The sequence below is a fragment of the Pseudomonas sp. SJZ077 genome (genome assembly GCF_007993905.1).
GTDB lineage: Bacteria > Pseudomonadota > Gammaproteobacteria > Pseudomonadales > Pseudomonadaceae > Aquipseudomonas > Aquipseudomonas mandelii.
In genome coordinates this window covers 32,834-52,969 of record NZ_VIUJ01000030.1, presented here as the reverse complement: position 1 = coordinate 52,969, position 20,136 = coordinate 32,834, and the positions used below count along the sequence as shown (strand labels likewise).

Here is a 20,136-nt window from a genome sequence, read left to right as displayed (position 1 = left end):
AACAAGGGTCAGGCGATGTCTTCCGCCGGGGCGTCGAGGCCCATGGCATTCAGTCGGGCGTAGTAGCCATTGTGCGCCAGGAGTTCGGCATGGGTGCCGCGCTCGACGATCCGGCCCTGGTCCATGACCAGAATCAGGTCCGCCTTCTCGATGGTCGACAAGCGGTGAGCGATCACCAGGGTGGTCCGGCCTTTCATGACCTGGTCCAGTGCCGCCTGAATATGCCGCTCGGACTCGGTATCGAGGGCCGAAGTGGCTTCGTCGAGAATCAGCAACGGAGCGTTCTTCAACAACGCACGGGCAATCGCCAGGCGCTGGCGCTGACCGCCGGACAGCAACACGCCGTTCTCGCCGACCTGAGTGTCCAGGCCTTCGGGCAACTGCGCGATAAAGTCCATCGCATAGGCGTCTCTTGCCGCTTTTTCGATGTCTTCACGGGGCGCCCCCGCCAGATCGCCATAGGCAATGTTGTTGGCCACGGTGTCGCTGAACAGGGTCACGTGCTGGGTCACCTGGGCGATGTGCTTGCGCAGGTTCAGCAATTTGTACTGCTCCACTTCAACGCCATCGATCAGGATCTCGCCTTTGTCGTGGTGATAGAAACGCGGAATCAGGTTGGCCAGGGTCGACTTGCCGCTGCCCGAACGCCCGACCAGTGCCACCATTTGCCCCGGCTCGACCGAGAAACTGATGTCGTCGAGTACCTGGCGATCGGTGTCCGGGTAAGTGAAGCTCAAGTGGCGCACGTCCAGACGACCGCTGACGGCATCACGCTCGACCGTGCCGGTATCAATTTCCGGCGCGACGTCCAGCTGCTCGAAGATGCTCTCGGCACCGGCCACACCTTTCTGGATGGTCGAGCTGACTTCGGACAATTGACGGATCGGCTTGGGAAGCAGGCCGGCCAGGGTGATGTAGGCGACCATGTCACCGGCCGACGCATCGCCGCGCAGGTACAGCACCAGGAACATCAGCACCGCCATGGCGCTGTAGATCACCAGTTGCAGCAACGGCGTGTAGATGGCACCGGTACGGGTCATGCGCAGTTGTTTGTCGGTGTTGCCCTGGCTGGCATCGTAGAAACGTTTTTCTTCGTAGACTTCGCCGCCGAAGCTGCGCACCACGCGATAACCCTGGATGGTTTCCGAAGCCACGTGCGTCACGTCGCCCATGGCCAGCTGGATTTTCTTGCTCTGCTTGCGAAATTTCTTGCTCGCGGTGCGTACCATCAGGGCGATCAACGGCAGGATCGCGACCATCACCAGCGTCAGCTTCCAGTTCATGAACAGCAGCGAGGCGAACAGGAAGATGACCGTCATGCCTTCTCGGATTACGACCTTGATCGCATCTGTGGCCGCCCCGGTGACCATCGTCACGTTGAAGGTGATACGTGAAATCAGATGACCCGAGTTATGCTTGTCGAAATACCGATTGGGCAAAACCAGCAGGTTATTAAACAACTGCACACGTAAATCATGGACCAGCCCGAGGGAAACCTTGGCCAGAAAGTAGTTGCCCAGATAAGATCCCAGCCCCTGCCATGCGGCGATCAGGATGATCAGCAACGGCACCGCCTGCAGCAGTTGCAGGTCTCGCAGGTAAGGCACGGTTGGAAACAGCACTGCCTCGGGGTTGGACAGGCCGTCGACGAAGTACTTTAGGATGTAGCCGAGCATTGGCTGCGTCGAAGCGAAAATCAGAAAACCGACGATGCTGATCAGAAACAGGCTGATATACGGCCGGACATAGCCGAGCAGGCGGAAGTAGATTTTCAAGCTCGAAGGGCTTGCGGAGAGACTGGAGTCGGTCATATCACGCGAATGTCGATAAAAAGGACGCTGACTTTAGCACAGCTTCCTCAGGGTTCTGGCAATCGCATAAAGGCTGTTATTGTTACGCGTCAGATTAAGCATCAAATAGCCATCGCTCCAAAATGGCCGATCAACTTCAGGATTGAATCTCTCAGCATGCAACTCAGCGGTTTCAATAGCGTATCCAATCGAGTCTTCGATTTCATTTGCCTCTGGATTCTTCCGGTCGGCTACTTTTTGCTTTTGTGCGCGCTGTTTTTCCTGCCGGGACGAAGTCTGCATCACAAGCTTTTTTATGGCCTGTTCAGCATTCCAGCGCTGATTGCCCTTTGCTTGCGGCCCCGTGAATTCAAGGAATTGCTGCGCGAACCGATCTTCGTCGCAGTGCTGGTGTTCGCAGCCTGGGCGCTGGTGAGTTTGTGCTGGGGCCCTGAAAACAAAAGCATCGGTCAGTTCAAGCCGCCACTGCATACATTGTTGTTGTTTGCAGGCTGTTACTTGCTGGTGCGTTATCGCAGTGAAATCGTTCAGCCGCTGTTGTTCAGCGCCTCGATGGTCGCCCTGATCGGCACGGCTTACTACTTATGCCTCTTTGCTCGAGTCTACGAGCCCGGGCTGCGGCTGATAGGTGGCGGCGCGTTCGACAATCCTTTGCTCAGTTCTCACATCTTCGGCTTTTTTTGCGCGTACTGGCTGAGTTTGAGCATGACCTGCAAGTGCCGGAAAGTGCTCTGGCTGAGCATCCCGGCGATGGCCATCATGTTCGCTGCGGTGCTTGAAACGGGGTCAAGAACGCCTCTGGTTGCACTGACGTTGGCGTCACTGTGGCTGAGTTTCATTTGTTGGGGTCGCAGGTCCGTGGTCTTGCTCGGCGCGCTGCTCATCAGTGGGGCAACGGTGACCGTACTGTTCTCGCAGATGATCATCGAACGCGGCGACTCCTATCGCTTTGAAATCTGGCAGTTGGCCCTGAACAAAATTGCTGATCACCCGTGGATCGGGCATGGCTATAACGCGGACCTGGCCATCGACCCTGGGGTTGGTACGAATTTTCAGGAGCCTCACAGCTTTGTATTGGGCGTGCTCTATTACGTCGGCATTCTCGGCCTTCTGCCGTGGTTGTTCTTTCAAGCCTGGGGTTTGCTGAGCAGCTGGCGCCATCGCGTGCAACCGCTGTTCATCATTGCGTCCACCTGGCTGGTATTCGGCATCGGCGCGGGTTTGACCGAAGGTGGCGGGATCATTTCCCGACCGAAGGAACACTGGTTCCTGCTGTGGATTCCGTTGGCGCTGATCGCTGCGCTGAGCATTAACCAGCGCGCCAAACGTTTATTGGCGATGCCGGTCAAGTCACTGAAATCGACCGTCATGCATACGATGACTGCCAATGCGCAGGTGATTGAAGAAGATGGTCTGGGCCCCAAAGTGCTGCGTCTGGTCGATGGCAGCTTCCTCAAGCTGTTCCGCCGCCGCCGCTGGTACACCTCGGGTAGCTTCAACCCCTATTCCGAACGCTTTGCGGTCAACAGTGAGCAATTGCGCAACCTCGGCATTCCCACCCCGCAAATCCTTGACCTGTATCGGCTCGACGATGGCAGCAGCGCCGTGCACTACTCGCCACTGCCGGGCAATACGTTGCGTCAGGTGCTGCAAGGCATTACCGCACCGGCGGTACGCCAGGCGCTGGTGGAGCGGTTCGGCAAGTTCATGGCGCAACTGCATGAACAGGGCGTCTATTTCCGCTCGCTGCATCTGGGTAACGTGCTGGTGTTGGAAGATGGCGAGTTCGGCCTGATCGATGTCGCCGACATGCGCATCTATCCTTCGTCGCTGAGCCTGTCCCTGCGTCAGCGTAATCTGCGCCATATGCAGCGCTACACGGTGGATAAGCGCTGGTTGTTCGAAGACCATTTCGAAGCACTGCTCCAGGGATACGCCATGATGGCGTCGAAATCCGCTGTCGATAACCTGCACAGGCAAGTGCTGGCCGGGAGTTCCCCGGCTCGGACTCATTGATGACTGAAACCAATCCGTTCATTGCGCTGGCAGCCTACCTGCTGGCCATCGTGACCGCCGCCCTGTTGTTGCGCGCCGTTCCGAAAATCACCCGTCACCTGGAGCATTCCGGCGAAAGCCGCTATGCCAGCATTGACGGACTACGCGGCTATCTGGCGTTTGGTGTGTTCGTGCACCATTCGGTCATCACCTGGATCTTCCTGCGCACCGGCGTTATCGAATTTCCGCCAAGCAACTTCTACTCGCAGCTGGGCCAGGGAAGCGTCGCGCTGTTTTTCATGATCACCGGTTTTCTGTTCTGGAACCGATTGCTCACTCAGGGACGTCAACACGACTGGCTGGCCTTCGCAGTCTCTCGGGTGTTTCGCCTCTACCCGTTGTACCTGCCGTTGATGCTGATTGTATTTGTCACGGTGTTCTATCTGCAGAACTGGGAACTCAAGGACCCCGGCATCCGACTGGCCGGGCAGATACTGGCCTGGCTGACGTTCGACCGGCCGGACGTCAACCAGTACCACCAAACCGGCATGCTGATCTCCAACGTCACCTGGACCCTGGGCTACGAGGTGTTTTTCTATCTGGCGCTGCCATTGGCCGGCATGGTCTTCATTTATCGCGGCAGCTGGCTGCAAGTGGTGCTGTGCCTGATCGGCATTTACGCGCTGTACCAATTGGTCGGGTGGGAGCACTCACTGAAGAAGCACTTTCTGGCGAGTTTCCTGGGCGGCATTGGTGCGGCGTACTGGATACGCCGCCCACACTTGATGGCCTGGGGTCAGACGCGACAGGCGGGGATTATCGCGTTGCTGGCGCTGGCGATTGCCTTTACGGCATTCAACCGCGCGTTCAACCTGCTGCCACTGCTGCTGCTTTCCCTGTTTTTTGTCATCGTGGCCTCTGGAAACACACTGTTCGGCGCTCTCAAGCCGCGCAGCATCCGCTGGCTCGGGGAAATCAGCTACAGCACCTATTTGCTGCACGGGTTCGTGCTTTGGGTGATGGTGCAACGCCTGCCGCTGGTGATGGATCTGGACGCTCGTGACACCTGGACCTATCTGTCGCTGCTGGCCGTATGCACGTGCCTGCTGATTGTCATCAGTAGCCTGACGTTCTTGTACATAGAAAAGCCAGGCATGTCGGCCGGCCGCAAACTCTTGCAGTGGCTGCGCCAAGGCAAAAAGGCCGAAAAGAGCCTAACGGAGAAGGTCGCTCGCTGAAGCGATCAGCCCCCTTTCCAAAGCTGATAACGCATCCTCTGTAGCAGCTGGCACAACCGAACGCAGGTTTCGCCAGCTGCTGCACAGATCGCGATACGACCTTAGTCTTTTTCCAACGGCGAGAAATACAGCCGCCCCAGACCGCGCCAGGTCTTCTTGTTCCAGGCCCTGAACGGGATCTGCGCCAGCAGCTCGCGGGCGAGCTTGCGGTCACGGTTGGCGGTCTTGAGGAACATAGAACTGAGGAACTTGTAACGCACCTCGTCGTACAGCGGATGATCGCTGAACAGCGCGTAGGAGCGCAGGATGTTGTCGACCATGAAGCGGTGGTTCTTATAGGAGTTGGTGGCGTGCTTGCGATAGCGCGCCATCAGCACATTCAGGCCATCGATAAAGTAACCGGCACGGGTCACCTTCAGCTCGATCAGCAAGTCTTCCAGTCGGATGTTCGGATCGAACCCACCCACCTTGTCCAGCGCTTCCCGGCGGATCATCAGGGTTGGCGCGGGCGGATAGGGTTTGCGCTCCAGGAACATGTCATCGAAATCCAGACGACGGAACGGCACATCACGGCGCTGACGCTTCTCGGGATACAGATTGCCGTCGGCGTCGATCAGCTCGATGTTGCCGGCGCAGATACCGACCTCGGGCTTGCCATCCATGTACGCCACCTGAGTCGCGATGCGCTCCGGCAGCATGATGTCGTCGGAACCGAATGGCACGATCAGGCTGCCCTTTGAACGGGCAATGGCGCCATTGAGCGTGTTGGTCAGCCCCTGGTTCTGCTGAACCTGGAAATCGAAACCGTACTGCGCCTGCAACACCTTGATCCGCTCGACGCTATCATCCTTGGAGCCGTCGTCGACCACCAGCAGCTCGATGTTCTTATAGGTCTGGTTGAGGACGCTGAGAATGCTTTCCTCTATGTAGCGAGCGTGGTTGTACGACGCGATGATGACGGTTACGAGAGGTTGCGCGTCGCTCATGGTTGTTCCTTGCGGGCCTGTTCCAGGCCGGAGTCGATCAGGTTCAGGTATTCCTGGCGGAACACCTCGATGTCATGTTGTTCCTGGAGATAACGGAAGGACTGCTCGCCCTTGACCTTGAGCTCGTCATCCGACAGCCCGAGGTAGCTATCCAGTGCCGTGATCAGGCTCGGCACGTCTTTTGGCGTAATCGCCAACCCGCCAGCACCTTCGATCAACGGCAGCATGGCCGGCACGTTGGAGGCGATCACCGGCAGATGCCCGCTCATGCCTTCGAGCAGCGCCAGTCCCAAGCCTTCAGCCAGGGACGGCATGGTCCAGATGTCGAACGCGCGAATGTACTGCAAGGCGATTTCCTTGAAGCCCAGCAGGTGCGCGCGACCGGTCAGGCCCAGGCTTTCGATTTCGGATTTCAGGCGCGACTCTTCGCGGCCGGCACCGATGATCGCCAACTGGGTATTGGGGTATTTGTCTTTGAGGGCAGCAAACGCCTGCAACAGATAGGTGTGACCCTTGACCGGCACCAGGCGACCCAGCGCCCCGATCAAGCGCACCGACGGATCGATGCCCAGCAGTTCACGGGCACGCTCGCGGCTGTGCTGCAAGCCTTCGGCCTGCTCGATGTCGATGGCGTTGGTAATGGCGTAGGTATTCTGGTCGGTGAAACCGCAGTCACAGTCCAACAGGTACTGCTTGACCGCCGGCGACACACCGACGAAGCGCCAGTGACGATCGATCAGGCGTTGGGTCTGGCGGCGCCGGTAAAACCGGTCGTACTCGCCAAAACCGTGGGAAATGCCGATGCACAGCGGCACCTTCAACCAGCGGTTGAGCGTCAGCATCATGTTTACCGGCTTGAAGCGGTTACAAATCACCACGTCGAATTTTTCTGCGCGGCAAAACTTGTACAGCTGCCACATCGCCCGCAGGCGCATGCCCTTGAGGGACTTGTCGGAAAACTCGAAGTACACCGAACGGTCGGCCCGGCTCACAGCCTCGCCCGGCCCGGGTTTGCCACGCAGGAATGCCGCCGTGACCTCATAGCGATCACTCGGCAGCGCCTTGACGATCTGCTCCGCGAGGTCGGCAAAATCATGGGCTTTGACGTTGTAGTCAGGCTGCAATTGCAGAACCTTTGACCGTTGACTCATAACTCTCCCCGGTGAAAACCTGTCGCATCGATGACCCAGGCCGGTTCGGCGGCAATACGCCTGACCTCGGCTGGATCGGGTGGAGGTAACCGTGACCACTCGTTGCGTTTCCAGCAAACAAAATGGAAGTACGGAAACCGGCGATCGCCATCGCGATCATTACTCAAACAGCCATTACGCCAATACCAGCGTTGCGGAAAATCATCCGTGCCGTCGTGCCACTTGATACAGCCACCCGGCGTGCTGAACGCCTCGGTGAATTCGCTGCGCCGACGCCACGGATTGAACTTGCCCACCAAAGTGAACAAAGGCTCGGGGAAATTCTTGCGCCAGAGAAAGATCCGACTGAATGCGCCCTCGTCCAGCGCATGATGCTCCTGATCGGTGAAGCGCTTTCGCCAGTCCTTCATCTGCATGAACAACTCACGTTTGCGGGCGTTGTTGCGCATCAGGCAGAGATGCCCTGCTACCCGCCGCTCGTGAGTCGAGAACAGGTCATAACCGGCCAGACGATCAGGGGTGAAGTAACTTCGCAGGTCACCATACACCAGATCAATATCGCCGAACCCCCAGAAATCATAGCCTTGCAAGCGGTCGGCATGAATATGCCCCAGCGCCGGCTTGATGTCGCAAAGCTTGTAAGCTGTATCCGGTGCAAAATCGATGCCCAGCCGTTTTGACACCAACCCGCAGTATTCGCTGAACGTCATGAACTCGACGGTGACGTTGGGTGGCAGGTTATCGGGCGTGCCGCAATCGCTGAACAGCAACCAGTCGATATCGGCATTGCGACGACAACTTTCCAGGAAAAACGGCATCCAGAACGGCCATTGGCCGAAATACGGAATCAGAAAAACAATGCGCGGGCGTGGGTTGATCACAGAAGAATCACTGCAGTGGTTTAAGACGCGGCCATGCTAGACAGCGAAGTGCTTCATTTCTGCTGTCGAGATGTTTCATCATGATTCAAAAGCCATAACAATTCATGACGTCTGACCGCCTTGCGAAAAAATTCGTTTTCGCCATAAAGGGGCGGCACTCTAAGGGCCAGCAGACGCTGTATCAACCGACGCAAACGTCGCTTGAACGGCATGGGCGGTTGCAGGTCATGCATCATGCCCAGTGCCATGGCTTTATCACGTTGAAGGTCCAGCGACAGCGGCAGGCAGCAAGGCTGCATCGGTGTGGTCGAGTCGAAGGCCGGCGGCAGCGCGATGCCATGCCCCGCATCGCCCATCGGCCAGCGATCGTTATCGTGCAGATGATTGGCGTAGCCGAGCAAGGTGGTCGGTTGCCATTCCAGGCCTCGCAAGGCTTCAAGGACCGCTTGCTGGGCACAGAGATGATCGGGATGCGGGTCGAGCGCCGGGTGCGGCAGCACGATCACTTCAGGGCGCGCGCGCAGTATCAGTTCACGCAGATCGGCCAGCAGGTTGTTCCAGGTCGGAGCACCGTCGACGTCGCCCGGCAGGGCAAATGGATTCAACTGGCGATACACGCGGGTGTCGCTCAATTCGGCTTCACGGGAACCCATCGGCTTCGCCGGTGCGGCCTGCATCGCAGCCAGTTGCAGGCAGAAATAACCCAGTTGCACGCAATGCGCTTCAGGCACGCCAGCCCAACGCGGCACAGCGATGCTGTCCCAGGCGCGCAAACGGCCCTTGAGCCGCGCCGCCTCGACCTTGTTCAGGCCGATCTGCTGATAATGCTCGGCTTCGATTTCACCGGCGGTGAGGGTCACGATCCAGGCTTCATCGGCCTGGCTGTATAAACCATAGGCGGCCAGTTCGGCGTCATCGGCATGAGGGGCGATCACCATTACGCGCTGGCGGCGGTAATCCGGTTGTTCCAGCGCCCACAGCACAGGCTCACCGAGCAAGCGGCAGAAGCGTCCGTGCAGGCGCAACTCGCCCCGCGACAATACTTGCGCCTGACCACTGAGGTTCAGGTAACGCAGGCCATTCACACCGCGCTCAAAGGTTTGCCGGTCCGGATTGTCGCCGCCCAACAACTCGACCACCGGGTCGATAAAGCGCCCCAGCCACGTGCTTTTTACCCGCAGCGCCAACACCAGCGTTGCGTCGTCGACCAGCATCACGCCTTCGTCCAAGCGTAACCGCTCACCGTCCAGATGCACCTTGGGCTGCGGGGTGTAGGGCGGGAAGCTGTATTGGTAATCGTCTTTGGGCGAATAGAACAAATGGTCGGCGAACCATGCCTCGTGGGCAATCCAGCCCAGCACCGCGAGTACCAGCGGCAACCACCACGCCACCAGCACGCCGATGGCAATCAACAGCACCAGCGCGATCAACAGGCCGATGCGTTTGTTGCGCCGATGGCGCTTGAGCAGTTGCTGTTTGCGGCTCATGGGTTCACTCACACGGTGAAGACCGGCACGGGATTGCACCAGCGGTCCTTGTATTCCCGGTCGGCGCGGCCGAAGGAGAACCGCAAGGGTTTACCCAGGGCGCGGGCGTGTTCCCAGGCACTTTGGGTATTGAGAAAACTCAGCACGCTGCCGGGGCTGAACTCGCGCGTTTCGGGATCGACCCCCCCATTGATGTACTCGACGCTGATCCACTCCGGCGCCTCGACGCGGTACACCAGTTGAATCGCAATCGGCGCATCGTTGAGGAAAATCACCGAGCCGATCAGCAAGTCCCGCAGCAGCTCGATCACCTCGCCCATGCGCTCGGCGCCGGTGGCCGGGAAGCCCCAGCGACGCTGGAACAGGTCGCAATAGATCGCGCCCAGCTCAGCGCTGGAGAACTCGGCGACCGGCCGCACCACCCCGCCCGCCTCTTCCAGCAGACGCAATTCACGGCGCTGGTTGTAGCGAAACTTCTTCGACAACTCTTCGGGCGTGCGGGCCATCGCCAGTTGCTCAGTCTGCAGCTTGATGCCGGTGAAACGGCCTTCGTTGAGCGCCGACAAATAACGTCCGCGATGGCGCAGCGGCGCCTGCGCATCAGCGGCGGCCGGCAGGATCAACTCGGCATTGCCGAGGTCGAACAGGCCTTTTTTACCACGGCGCTTGAGTACGTCTTTGGACAGCGCCAGGTCACGGCCCCAGGTCGGGATGGCGGCTTTAACTTCACCGTTTTTTTCCCAGGCCAGGTAACGCACCGGGATGTCGGCCAACTGTGCCAGACGTTCAACTACCAGAGGATGGGTCGCGACGCTGCCGCCAAAACGTTGCCAGGCCTGTGCATAAGTCGAGGCGTCGACCACCGCCCAGCCCCGTTCGCGCCAGCCTTGAAATCGGTTGAGCATCAGCCCCTCGGTGCCAGTTCAGTGACGTGCGGCAAATGCCAGAAAGCATCGCGTACCGCGCGGTCGGAGAAACGCTCACGCAGGCGATCGAGCATCAGCTCGGCACACTGGTGACGTTGCTGGTCGTCCATCGCGGCCAGGTGTTGCAGCCCTTGGGCCAGGTGTTCGGCATCGCCCAACGGGAACAGAATGCCCACGCCTTCGACGACTTCCTTGGCCCCACCGCACGCGGTGGCGAGCAACGGTACACCGGCGGCCATGGCTTCCAGCAGCACCATGCCGAACGGTTCGTGATCAGAACTCAGGGCAAACACATCGAAGGCACGGAAGTAACGACGGGCATCCGGCACCTGGCCGAGGAACAGCACGCGGTCGCCGATACCCAGCTCCCGGGCCAGGGCCTTGAGGTCCTCCTCCAGGCGACCACTGCCGAGGATCACCAGTTGACTGTTGCCCGGCAAGCCCGGCAATGCCTCGGCAAATCCGTGCAGCAGCGTGGTCTGGTCTTTGTCTGGGTGCAGCCGTCCGACGTTGCCGACAATCCAGGCATCCGCCGACAGGCCGAGGGTTTCCCGGGCCTCGCGCACCGACACCTGGCTGGTTTGCAATGCCGGCACATCGACACGGTTATACAACGTCTGAATCCGCCCGGCCGGCCATTTCGGCAGGCAACGGCGCATGTCGTCACGCACCGCATCGGAGACCCCGAGCAGGCTCAGGCGCTTGCGGAAAATATGCGCGAACAGTTTGCGGGTGCCGCGCTTGTAATCGCCAAAGGCGTGATGCACGCCGATCACCGGCAGCGAAGTGCCGAGCAAGGCGATGTAGATCGGCTTGAAGCGGTGAGCAATGCAGAAACTGAAGTTGCGCGAGGCGGCGATCTTGCGCAGATCGCTGATGGCGCCCAGCTTCAGGCCACGAATGGCCTTGGAGCTGTATTCCATGAACAGCACTTCATCGGAAGCGCAGTTCGCGGCGACTTCGCTATCGGCGGCCCCGGTCAAAAAGACCGTGGTCACCCGATAACCGGTCCCCGCGAACAGGCTGGCGTACTGCCGGGCGCAGTCCAGGAACGGCCCGTCATAGCCGTGGCAGAACTGCAACACATGGCGTTCAGCCGAGCGTGTCATAAGCGTTGGCGCCCTCTTTGACCACCAGGATGTCTTCCATGATCAGATACTGTAGATCGGAACCGAAGAACATGTTCAGCGCGTCGGTCGGCGAGCAGATCATCGGCTCGCCACGACGGTTGAGCGAGGTGTTCAGCGACACGCCGTTGCCGGTCAGCACTTCCAGCGCCTTCATCATGTCGTAGTAACGCGGGTTGTATTCGCGCTTGAGCACCTGGGCCCGGGAAGTGCCGTCTTCGTGGACGACTTCCGGCACGCGGGTCTTCCATTCTTCAGCCACTTCGAAAGTGAAGGTCATGAACGGCGCCGGGTGATCGATCTTGATCATCTGCGGGGCCACGGTGTCGAGCATCGACGGGCAGAAAGGCCTCCAGCGCTCGCGGAACTTGATCTGGTGGTTGATGCGGTCAGCCACGCCGACAGCGCTCGGGCAACCGATGATCGAACGACCGCCCAAGGCCCGCGGACCGAACTCCATGCGGCCCTGGAACCAGGCAACCGGGTTACCGTCGACCATGATTTTGGCGATGTTTTCCGGCATGTTTTCGAGTTTGCGCCAGACCGGCTTGCTCGGATGACGGGCGCACGCGGCGACCACGTCTTCGTTGCTGTACGACGGGCCGAGGTAGACGTGTTCCATCTTCTCGACCGGCACGCCACGGGCATTGGACACGTAGGCTGCTGCGCCGACTGCGGTGCCGGCATCGCCGGAAGCAGGCTGTACGAACAGCTCCTTGACGTCGTCACGGGCGATGATTTTCTGGTTGAGCTTGACGTTCAACGCACAGCCACCGGCGTAGGCCAGTTTGCCGGTTTCCTTGAGCACGTCGCCCAGGTAGTAGTCGATCATCTGCAGCGCAATTTTTTCGAACAGCGCCTGAATGCTGGCGGCGTAGTGGATGTACGGCTCGTCGGCGATGTCGCCTTCGCGCTTCGGCCCCAGCCACTCGATCAGCTTCGGCGAGAAGTAGTAACCCTTGCCCTTCTCTTTATAACGGCGCAGGCCGATCACGTTGGCGTAGTCGGTGTTGATCACCAGTTCGCCGTTCTCGAACGAGGCCAGACGCGAGAAATCGTATTTGCTGGCATCGCCGTACGGCGCCATGCCCATGACCTTGAACTCACCGTCCAGCATGTCGAAACCGAGGAACTCGGTGATCGCGCCGTACAGGCCGCCGAGGGAGTCCGGATCAAAGAATTCCTTGATCTTGTGGATCTTGCCGTTTTCGCCATAACCGAAGAAGGTCGTGGCGTACTCGCCCTTGCCGTCGATGCCGAGGATCGCGGTTTTCTCTTTGAAACCCGAGCAGTGATAAGCGCTGGAAGCGTGGGCCAGGTGGTGTTCAACCGGCTCGATCTTGATTTTCTTCGGATCGAAGCCCAGTTGCTCCAGGCACCAGACGATCTTGTTGCGATAGCGCTTGTAGCGACGGTTGCCCATCAGGATCGCGTCGAGTGCGCGGTCCGGGGCGTACCAGTAACGCTTGGCGTACTGCCAGCGGGCCTTGCCGAAAATGCTGATCGGGGCGAACGGAATCGCGACCACGTCAACGTCGGACGGCTTGATGCCTGCCTGCTCCAGGCAGAACTTCGCCGATTCGTAAGGCATGCGGTTCTTTGCATGTTTATCGCGTACGAAGCGCTCTTCCTCAGCCGCCGCGACCAGCTTGCCGTCGATGTACAAGGCTGCTGAAGGATCATGGCTAAGGGCGCCGGACAGGCCAAGAATCGTCAATGCCACAGGGGTCTAGCCTCTTTAGTCTGCATGCAGGCGACAAGCGCCTCAAAAATTGATGTGCCCCTCGCAAGGGGCGAGAGACAGCTAAAGGGCGGGATTATAGCTTAAAAGCGACGGCAAGCCTCTAGCGGGAAGTGGCAAGCAGCAAGCTCACGCGTTGACAGCAGAAAGACGTCGACATAGGCTCCTGCTCAAATGGACTGGGAGATCCCGGTCGGCGCTATAGCCTCGGTGAGTTCATCGGGGCTTTTCGCTTTCTGAAACAGGGAAAACCTGTTTCAGGACTAGACACATCACCCGCCGGATTACAAAAGCGCTACCCGCGGCCTGCTCGCCAGTAAATACTCAGATTGCCGTCGATAGCCTGGCGGTAAATCGTATAGGGCAAGGAAACGGTGTCCATGACCCCCGACAGGGTCAGGTCCAGCAACACAAAGGGGACGAGGAAGCCGGTGGGATCTGGCGGGGCATTCAGGATGCAGAAGTCGTAGGCCAGGCCGCTGTAGATGCGGGGGATGGACTGGCAGTAGGTTTTTTGTTTTCGCAGGCCGCGAGCGGCGTCTTCGTCATCTTGCAGCACCGTCAGCGCGGTCCCGCATCCCGATAAAGCCAGTGAGAATGTACCGATTGCAACAGCCGTTTTTATGGTCAAGGTTTGCCCTCCGTGAACGTCAGGCGAAACTAGCATCGCGGCTCTTCAGCGCACAGTTCACGGGGTCTGGGGATCATGTAGGACGGTTCACAAGAACTTGTCCTCTTAATCTCGGGTGTCTGTTCTGGCCCCATCGCGAGCAGGCTCGCTCCTACATTTGATCTGCGGTGAACACAGAGCCCCTGTGGGAGCGAGCCGGCTCCGGGCGGCGTTCCGACGATAGGGTCGAAGACCCGATTCAGGCCGCGCCAGAGATGTCTTGGGGCAGACGCTGATCAATGACCTGATACAGCGCACTGCTCTCGGGCCAGTTACGCATGAACCGCGCCCGGTCCCGCGCATACGCTGGGGCAAAGCTCCCTACAGAGCCATGCTGACACATCGAATCCAGATCGATCAGCGCCCAGCGATCCTGCTGCCAGAACAGGTTGTGCCCCTTGAAATCACCATGGCTGATGCGCTCGCGGATCAGCTCGGCAAACAAATGATCCAGCGCCACCAATTCAGCCTCGGGCGCATCACCCTTTTCAACGTACGGCGCAAAGCGCTCGATGATGTCCGGCCCCGGCAGATACTCAGTGATCAAGTACGCCCGGCTGCGCAGCCAGAGAAAACGCTTCTCCAGCAACGCCAGCGGTTTGGGCGTGGCGATGCCGAGGAACGCGAGGCGATTGCCTTCGCGCCACGAGTGCCAGGCACGGCTCGGGCGCCAGAAGCGTTTGAGCCAGTGGGCAAAGCCTTTGATGTTGTAGCGCTTGATCACCAGCGTCCGACCACCAACCTCGACTTTTCCTACGCTCGCCGCACCGCCGGTCTTGTACAGATGGCCCTGATCGAGCAAGGCATCGGCCTGTTCCAGCACCGGCAGCATCGCCGCCTCTTCTTCGCGACGAATAGCCCGCAAGCCAAAAGGCCCGCGCTGGACGCTGAACAACGAACACTCGCGCCCCACCTTGATCAGATAGTCCTTCAAGCGCCAGCTGCGAACCTTGTCGATCTGCTTCTGCAACGCTTCCATCGGCAAGGCGTGTTCGCCGTTACTCAGCAGGTAATACACCAGCAATTCTTCGGTGAACGGTTCCAAAGACTTGGGCAACTGGGCGAAAAATACGCCGAGGTTTTCCAGGACTTTCTGCCGTGACAGCGGCTGGCCCGGGGTTTCAGCACAGACTCCGCCGCCATCGATCAGGTACAGCCGACCTCGCTGACGCAGGAGATTGTCCAGATGAAGGTCTTCCTGCCAGAGCCCCTTGCGATGCATTTGGCCGATAGCGCCTAACGCCTCGGCCAACACGGCCCCTTGCATATCAGCCAGCACCGGCAAGTGTTCGACTTTTTTCCAGGTCTCCCCCAGGCTCTCGGCGCCTTCGAGGAAATCGAACAGTAGCCAGCCGCCCTCGCCCTCTTTCAGGCCGTCCACCAGCAACTGCGGAGTGGTCAGCCCTTGATCGGCGAGCAAACGCACGCCGTCCAGTTCACGCTGAAAATGCCGCGCCGCCTTGCCGCCGACCAACAACTTGGCCAGCACCGGCCGGCCGCGCCACACGCCGGCGCCGACATAACGCTGCCCCGGCAATACGCGCAACAAGCTCAGCAACTGCAACTCGGCGGGACCGGCAGCATCGGCCAGTGAAATACTCATCGGCAGGCTCGGGCTGCGGCCCGCGCCTTTCAATTCGGACAAACGCATCAGCGCGCCTCCTTGTGACTACGTCGCGCGGTGAGGCGCGAAACCCAACTGTCCACCAGCGAACTGTCCCGTGGCTGATCCACATAAACCGCCAGCAATTCGCGCAACTGCGCTTCGGTCCACTCCGGCGCGCGGCGCAGCAACGGTTCCAGGTCCTTGACCCGGTCACGCTGGCCGAACAGCAACGGCCGGGTTTTTTCCAGGTCGATCAACTGCGCCTGATAACCCTCACCCGTGGCCTGGAGGAAAATGTGCTTGGGGTAGAAACAGCCGTGAAGCTGGCGCACGCCGTGCAGGCGCCGCGCCAGCTCGCCACAGGCTTTCATGATGGCCGTGTGTTGCGCTTCGCTCAGGTCCGACCAGCGCTGTAACAGCGAATCCAGGTCATCCCAACCGTCCAACGCACGGGTCAGCAGAACCGCCCGCACTTCCCCATCGACTTTGCGCTCACCAAAAAACGCCGCTTTCAGCGCCGGAATACCCAGCTTCTGATAACGACTGATGTTGCGAAACTCGCGGGCAAAACTCGGTTCGCCGAACGGCGCATGGAAGGTGCGCGTCAGGTAGTTGCTCTGGCGCTTGAGGTAGTAGCCATGACCTTCCAGATCCAGCCGAAACACGCTACTCCAGCCGCCACTGACGGTGTTGGGCTCATCCACCGCCTCGAGTTGCTTGTCCCAGAGTGCATCGAACGTGCCGAGGCCATGGCGCTCAAGCAGCGCACGGTCTTCAGCGGCCAGGAAATCAGTCATTCGCGCCCCTCGAAAAATCTCACCACGTGCCGGATGCGTTTTTTGTCGTCGGCATTCAGCCGGTCACGCTGGCGGTATTGCAGGTAAAAGCGCAGGCGCTGGGTGGCCGACAGGTGATATTTCGCCACCTTGTCGAGGCAAGCAAGGTCTTTGGTGATCCGGTATTTGAGCCAGAAGCCGCGCCAGAAATCGCCGTTGGGGCAATCGATCAGGAACAGCTTGGCCTCATCGTCGATCAGCAGATTACGCCACTTCAAATCGTTATGGGTGAAACGGTTGTCGTGCATGGTCCGGGTGTAACCGGCCAACTGACGGCTGACGGAATCGACCCAGGCGCGGTCCGCCAGCTTGGGATCGTGGCGGTCGGCGAGGGCCGACAAGTCTTCGGTGTTGGGCAGTTCTCGGGTGATCATCGCGCCACGAGCATACGCCGCGCCTCGCCGCTCCAGCCCCCAGGCAACCACTTCAGCGGTCGGAATGCCCCACTTGGCGAAGCGCTTGAGGTTCTGCCATTCGGCCTTGACCCGGGGTTTGCCCAGGTAGCGGCGCAGGCCTTTGCCGGCACCCACGTAGCGCTTGACGTAATAATTGACGCCGTTGCGATTGACGCGGATGACCTCGGACAACGGGTCGCGGGTCAGGCGTTCACCCTGAAGCGCAAACACTGCTTCCAGGCTGCCAAAATCTTCCGTCAGATCGCTGTAAGCAGGTTCCAGCTTCCAACCGGGCATCAGAGCGCATCCCCGTATCGCTGTTTACGGTCGTAAAGTTTGTTGGCTTTGCCTTCAAGCCAGGCGAGCAGCGACGCTTCTTCAGCCAGAATCTGGCGCAATGGCTGCTGGAAGTAGCCTTTGAGGAATCGCAGTTTGTCGCGCTGGGTCAGGCCGATGTCCAGGGCCGAAAAGTACAACGCCGCCAGATCCTTGTTGCGCCAGCGCTGGGTAATGGCCGGCCGGGTCTGGGCGCGGTGCAGGTCGATCACCGAGAGCTTGAAGTCATCAGCCGTCACCGGTTTATCGGTGTGCAGCAGGAAGTGGCAGATGTAGCAGTCGCGGTGGTTGACCCCGGCGCGGTGCATCATGCCGGTCATGCGCGCGACTTCGGCGATCAGCGCGCGCTTGAGTCTGGGCTCGGGCGGGTTCTTTATCCAGTCGATGCTGAAGTCTTCGAGGCTGACGGTGGGCGCCAGTTCTTCGGTGACGATAAACGAGTGTTGATCCGCCGGGTTGCTGCCCTTTTCGCCATAAGCGACGGCGGTCATAGTCGGTACGCCGACTTCTTTGAGGCGCTGAATGGCCTTCCACTCCTGACCCGCGCCGAGTACCGGCAGCTTGGCCGTCAGCAGGTTCTTGAAGATCTCGCCCCAGCCGATGCCACGGTGGATCTTCACGAAAAAGCCATTGCCGTTCACTTCAGTGCGCAAGGTCCGGCGCGCTTCCAGTTCACGGTAAACCTCGCCCTGCAAGCCTTCCACTTCGGTGAACGCATCGCGTCCGGCCCAAAGGCTCTTGAACGGTTCAGCCAGCATCAACTTCATTAAGCGTGCTCCGCCAGAATCACATCGGCCGCGTGCTGCGGCATGCTGTAGAGGTCGGCCGTCTCAGCGAAGGCCAGACCGTTGCGGCTCCAGGCCGCCCGTGCTTGAGCGTCGTTCAACATGCCGGTCAGGTACTGCGTCAGTTGCGCCTGATCGAACGGTTCGTCCAACACCAGGCCGGCGTCGGCCTCGGCGATGTAATGGGCGTAACCACAGACCGCGCTCACCAATACCGGCAACCCAGCCACCAGGGCTTCGAGCAACACAGTCCCGGTGTTTTCGTTATACGCCGGATGAATCAGCAGGTCGGCACCCAGCAGGAAACGTGGGATATCGCTGCGCCCCTTGAGGAACGTCACGTTGTCGCCGAGCCCCAAAGTGGCGCTCTGCATCTGGAATAATTTGGGGTCATCCTGGCCAATTACAAACAGCCGGGTGCGTTTCTTCAGATCAGCAGGCAACGCGGCCAGCGCCTTGAGGCTGCGATCCACCCCCTTGGTCTTGAACCCGGAGCCGATCTGCACCAGCAGCAGCTCATCGTCCTTGAGGTTGAATTCGCGACGGAAATCGGCTCGGATTTCGGCGGCATTGGCGGGTGCGCGCCGGTCCTGGGAGATCCCCGGCGGCAGCAAATGGAAGCGTTCCAGCGGTGTGTCGTAATGCTTGATGAACAGCGGCTGCTGGACTTCGGAAATCATCAGCACTTCCGTCTTGGCGTCCTTGGCGAACACCGCGCGCTCGTACTCGGCGAAGTGCCGGTAGCGGCCCCAACGACGGTACAGCGAGTTGCGCAGGTTCTGCGCCTTGTCTTCAAAGCAACCATCGGCGGCGTAGTAAACGTCCAGGCCCGGCATCTTGTTGAAGCCGATCAGACGGTCCACAGGACGCTTGGCCAGGTCCGCTTCCATCCACTCGCTGAGCTTTTCATTACGGCGATGATTGAAGAACGCCTTGACCGGCGCCACCAGCACTTCGAAACCCGGCGGGACATCGCCTTCCCAGATCAGCGTGTAGACGCGAATCTGATGGCCGCGCTGCTGGCACTCCAGGGCGATGCGCATGAAATCGCGCTGCAACCCCCCGAACGGAAAGTACTTGTACAAGACGAATGCCAATTGCATCAGCGCAGCTCCTCAGCCAGTAACAACGTGCTCAGTCGGGTCGCGACACGCTCGGGATTCAGACGCGTGAAGCACAGGGGCCACTCGCGTTTCAGGTCGAACTGACGGGCATCTTCGGCCGTCGGTTGATACGTACATTTCTTTTGCAGGCACGGCGCGCAGGGGAAATCGCTGGCGATGTGAATCTGCGCCTTGCCGTAGGCGCCGGTCAGGCCCGGGTTGGTCGGACCGAACAGCGACAGGGTCGGTACGTCGAGCGCGGCGGCCAGATGACCGAGGCCGGTGTCCACGGCCACGCAGGCTTGAGCACCAGCCAACACTTTGCCGACACCGGCCAGGTTCAGTTTGGGCAGCACTTCGACATGCCGGAACCCGGCGGCGATGCGTTCGGCCCGGGCCTTCTCGACCGGATTGCCCCACGGCAGCTTCACGGCAACACCGAGATAGCCAACGCGCTCGGCCAGTTCGCGCCAATAGGCTTCCGGCCAGTGCTTGGTGTCCCACGTGGTGCCGTGCAGAAACAGCACATAAGGGTTCTTGCGCGGCAGTTCCACCAGGCGCTCGACGTTCAAGCCGTAATCGCCCAGGCCTTTGGGCAGGTCGTAGCCCAAGGCCAGAGCGAACAATTGACGTACCCGCTCTACCGCGTGTTGTCCACGGCCCACCGCCAGACGACGGGAATAGAAACGTGCGGCGATGGGCTCGCGCGCCGAGTCCTTGTCGAGCCCGGCGACCGGCGCTTTGACATAGCGCGTCAACCAGGCGCTTTTGAGCAGGCCCTGGGCATCAATCACCAGATCGTATCGGGTGGCGCGAACGCTTTGTTTGAAGCGCTTCCACTCGCCACTATTGAGGGTTTGCCAGAGGTTCTTGCGCCAGCGACGGATCGCCACCGGGATCACCTTGCCCACGGCCGGGTGCCAGGTCGGGATCTCGGCGAAGCCTTCTTCCACCACCCAGTCGAACGTGATGCCGGGGATCGCCCGCGCCGCGTCGGTCAACGCGGGCAACGCGTGAATCACGTCGCCCAGCGAAGATGTCTTGATCAACAGAACGCGCAAG

Annotated in this window: 18 protein-coding genes; 2 read left to right on the top strand and 16 right to left on the bottom strand. The window is 59.8% G+C overall.

The window, feature by feature from the left end:
* Positions 1-8: 8 nt before the first annotated feature.
* Both msbA and FBY01_RS32045 read right to left on the bottom strand, forming a co-directional pair.
* Positions 9-1,811, bottom strand: coding sequence for a lipid A export permease/ATP-binding protein MsbA (gene msbA, locus FBY01_RS29530; protein WP_145310717.1), 1,803 nt, complete (start codon positions 1,809-1,811; stop codon positions 9-11).
* 33 nt (positions 1,812-1,844) lie between these two features.
* On the bottom strand, positions 1,845-2,093 hold the full coding sequence (locus FBY01_RS32045; protein ID WP_224795494.1) for a hypothetical protein: 249 nt from the start codon (positions 2,091-2,093) through the stop codon (positions 1,845-1,847).
* 51 nt (positions 2,094-2,144) lie between these two features.
* Between FBY01_RS32045 and FBY01_RS29525 the strand changes: the two genes are divergently transcribed.
* Positions 2,145-3,827, top strand: a complete 1,683-nt coding sequence (locus tag FBY01_RS29525; RefSeq protein ID WP_256664559.1) for a bifunctional O-antigen ligase/aminoglycoside phosphotransferase family protein — start codon at positions 2,145-2,147, stop codon at positions 3,825-3,827.
* Entirely contained in the window at positions 3,827-5,044 is a 1,218-nt protein-coding gene (locus tag FBY01_RS29520) for an acyltransferase (protein WP_102593655.1), read from the top strand. The genes FBY01_RS29525 and FBY01_RS29520 overlap by 1 nt, the downstream gene beginning before the upstream one ends.
* A 101-nt stretch (positions 5,045-5,145) precedes the next feature.
* Here FBY01_RS29520 and FBY01_RS29515 read toward each other — a convergent pair whose 3' ends face one another.
* From FBY01_RS29515 to waaC, 14 genes are all read right to left on the bottom strand, one after another.
* On the bottom strand, positions 5,146-6,030 hold the full coding sequence (locus tag FBY01_RS29515; RefSeq protein WP_010464275.1) for a glycosyltransferase: 885 nt from the start codon (positions 6,028-6,030) through the stop codon (positions 5,146-5,148).
* Positions 6,027-7,181, bottom strand: a complete 1,155-nt coding sequence (locus FBY01_RS29510) for a glycosyltransferase family 4 protein (protein ID WP_145310713.1) — start codon at positions 7,179-7,181, stop codon at positions 6,027-6,029. Before FBY01_RS29510 ends, FBY01_RS29515 begins: the two co-directional genes overlap by 4 nt.
* Positions 7,178-8,062: a DUF6625 family protein gene (locus tag FBY01_RS29505; protein WP_010464281.1), complete on the bottom strand. Its 885-nt coding sequence runs from the start codon at positions 8,060-8,062 to the stop codon at positions 7,178-7,180. Before FBY01_RS29505 ends, FBY01_RS29510 begins: the two co-directional genes overlap by 4 nt.
* 53 nt (positions 8,063-8,115) lie before the next feature.
* Complete coding sequence (locus tag FBY01_RS29500) at positions 8,116-9,549, bottom strand: PIG-L deacetylase family protein (RefSeq protein ID WP_145310711.1); 1,434 nt, start codon at positions 9,547-9,549, stop codon at positions 8,116-8,118.
* A gap of 8 nt (positions 9,550-9,557) precedes the next feature.
* A complete protein-coding gene (locus tag FBY01_RS29495) occupies positions 9,558-10,454 on the bottom strand; it encodes an antimicrobial resistance protein Mig-14 (RefSeq protein ID WP_145310709.1) in 897 nt (298 codons plus the stop codon).
* Positions 10,454-11,584 carry a glycosyltransferase gene (locus FBY01_RS29490; protein ID WP_077747654.1) on the bottom strand — a complete coding sequence of 377 codons (1,131 nt, stop codon included), beginning with the start codon at positions 11,582-11,584 and terminating at the stop codon, positions 10,454-10,456. The genes FBY01_RS29495 and FBY01_RS29490 overlap by 1 nt, the downstream gene beginning before the upstream one ends.
* Entirely contained in the window at positions 11,568-13,325 is a 1,758-nt protein-coding gene (locus tag FBY01_RS29485) for a carbamoyltransferase (protein WP_010464288.1), read from the bottom strand. Before FBY01_RS29485 ends, FBY01_RS29490 begins: the two co-directional genes overlap by 17 nt.
* Before the next feature lie 313 nt (positions 13,326-13,638).
* On the bottom strand, positions 13,639-13,974 hold the full coding sequence (locus FBY01_RS29480; protein WP_083375197.1) for a YceK/YidQ family lipoprotein: 336 nt from the start codon (positions 13,972-13,974) through the stop codon (positions 13,639-13,641).
* A 238-nt stretch (positions 13,975-14,212) separates the two neighbouring features.
* Complete coding sequence (locus FBY01_RS29475) at positions 14,213-15,664, bottom strand: lipopolysaccharide kinase InaA family protein (protein WP_145310706.1); 1,452 nt, start codon at positions 15,662-15,664, stop codon at positions 14,213-14,215.
* Positions 15,664-16,416, bottom strand: coding sequence for a lipopolysaccharide kinase InaA family protein (locus tag FBY01_RS29470; RefSeq protein WP_077747651.1), 753 nt, complete (start codon positions 16,414-16,416; stop codon positions 15,664-15,666). Before FBY01_RS29470 ends, FBY01_RS29475 begins: the two co-directional genes overlap by 1 nt.
* Complete coding sequence (locus FBY01_RS29465; protein WP_010464295.1) at positions 16,413-17,147, bottom strand: lipopolysaccharide kinase InaA family protein; 735 nt, start codon at positions 17,145-17,147, stop codon at positions 16,413-16,415. Before FBY01_RS29465 ends, FBY01_RS29470 begins: the two co-directional genes overlap by 4 nt.
* Positions 17,147-17,953: a lipopolysaccharide core heptose(I) kinase RfaP gene (gene rfaP, locus FBY01_RS29460; RefSeq protein ID WP_145310704.1), complete on the bottom strand. Its 807-nt coding sequence runs from the start codon at positions 17,951-17,953 to the stop codon at positions 17,147-17,149. The genes FBY01_RS29465 and rfaP overlap by 1 nt, the downstream gene beginning before the upstream one ends.
* Positions 17,953-19,074 (bottom strand): glycosyltransferase family 4 protein, encoded by a 1,122-nt coding sequence (locus FBY01_RS29455; RefSeq protein WP_077747649.1) that lies wholly within the window; start codon positions 19,072-19,074, stop codon positions 17,953-17,955. Before FBY01_RS29455 ends, rfaP begins: the two co-directional genes overlap by 1 nt.
* Positions 19,074-20,135: a lipopolysaccharide heptosyltransferase I gene (waaC, locus tag FBY01_RS29450; protein ID WP_145310702.1), complete on the bottom strand. Its 1,062-nt coding sequence runs from the start codon at positions 20,133-20,135 to the stop codon at positions 19,074-19,076. The genes FBY01_RS29455 and waaC overlap by 1 nt, the downstream gene beginning before the upstream one ends.
* Between the last annotated feature and the right edge of the window lies 1 nt (position 20,136).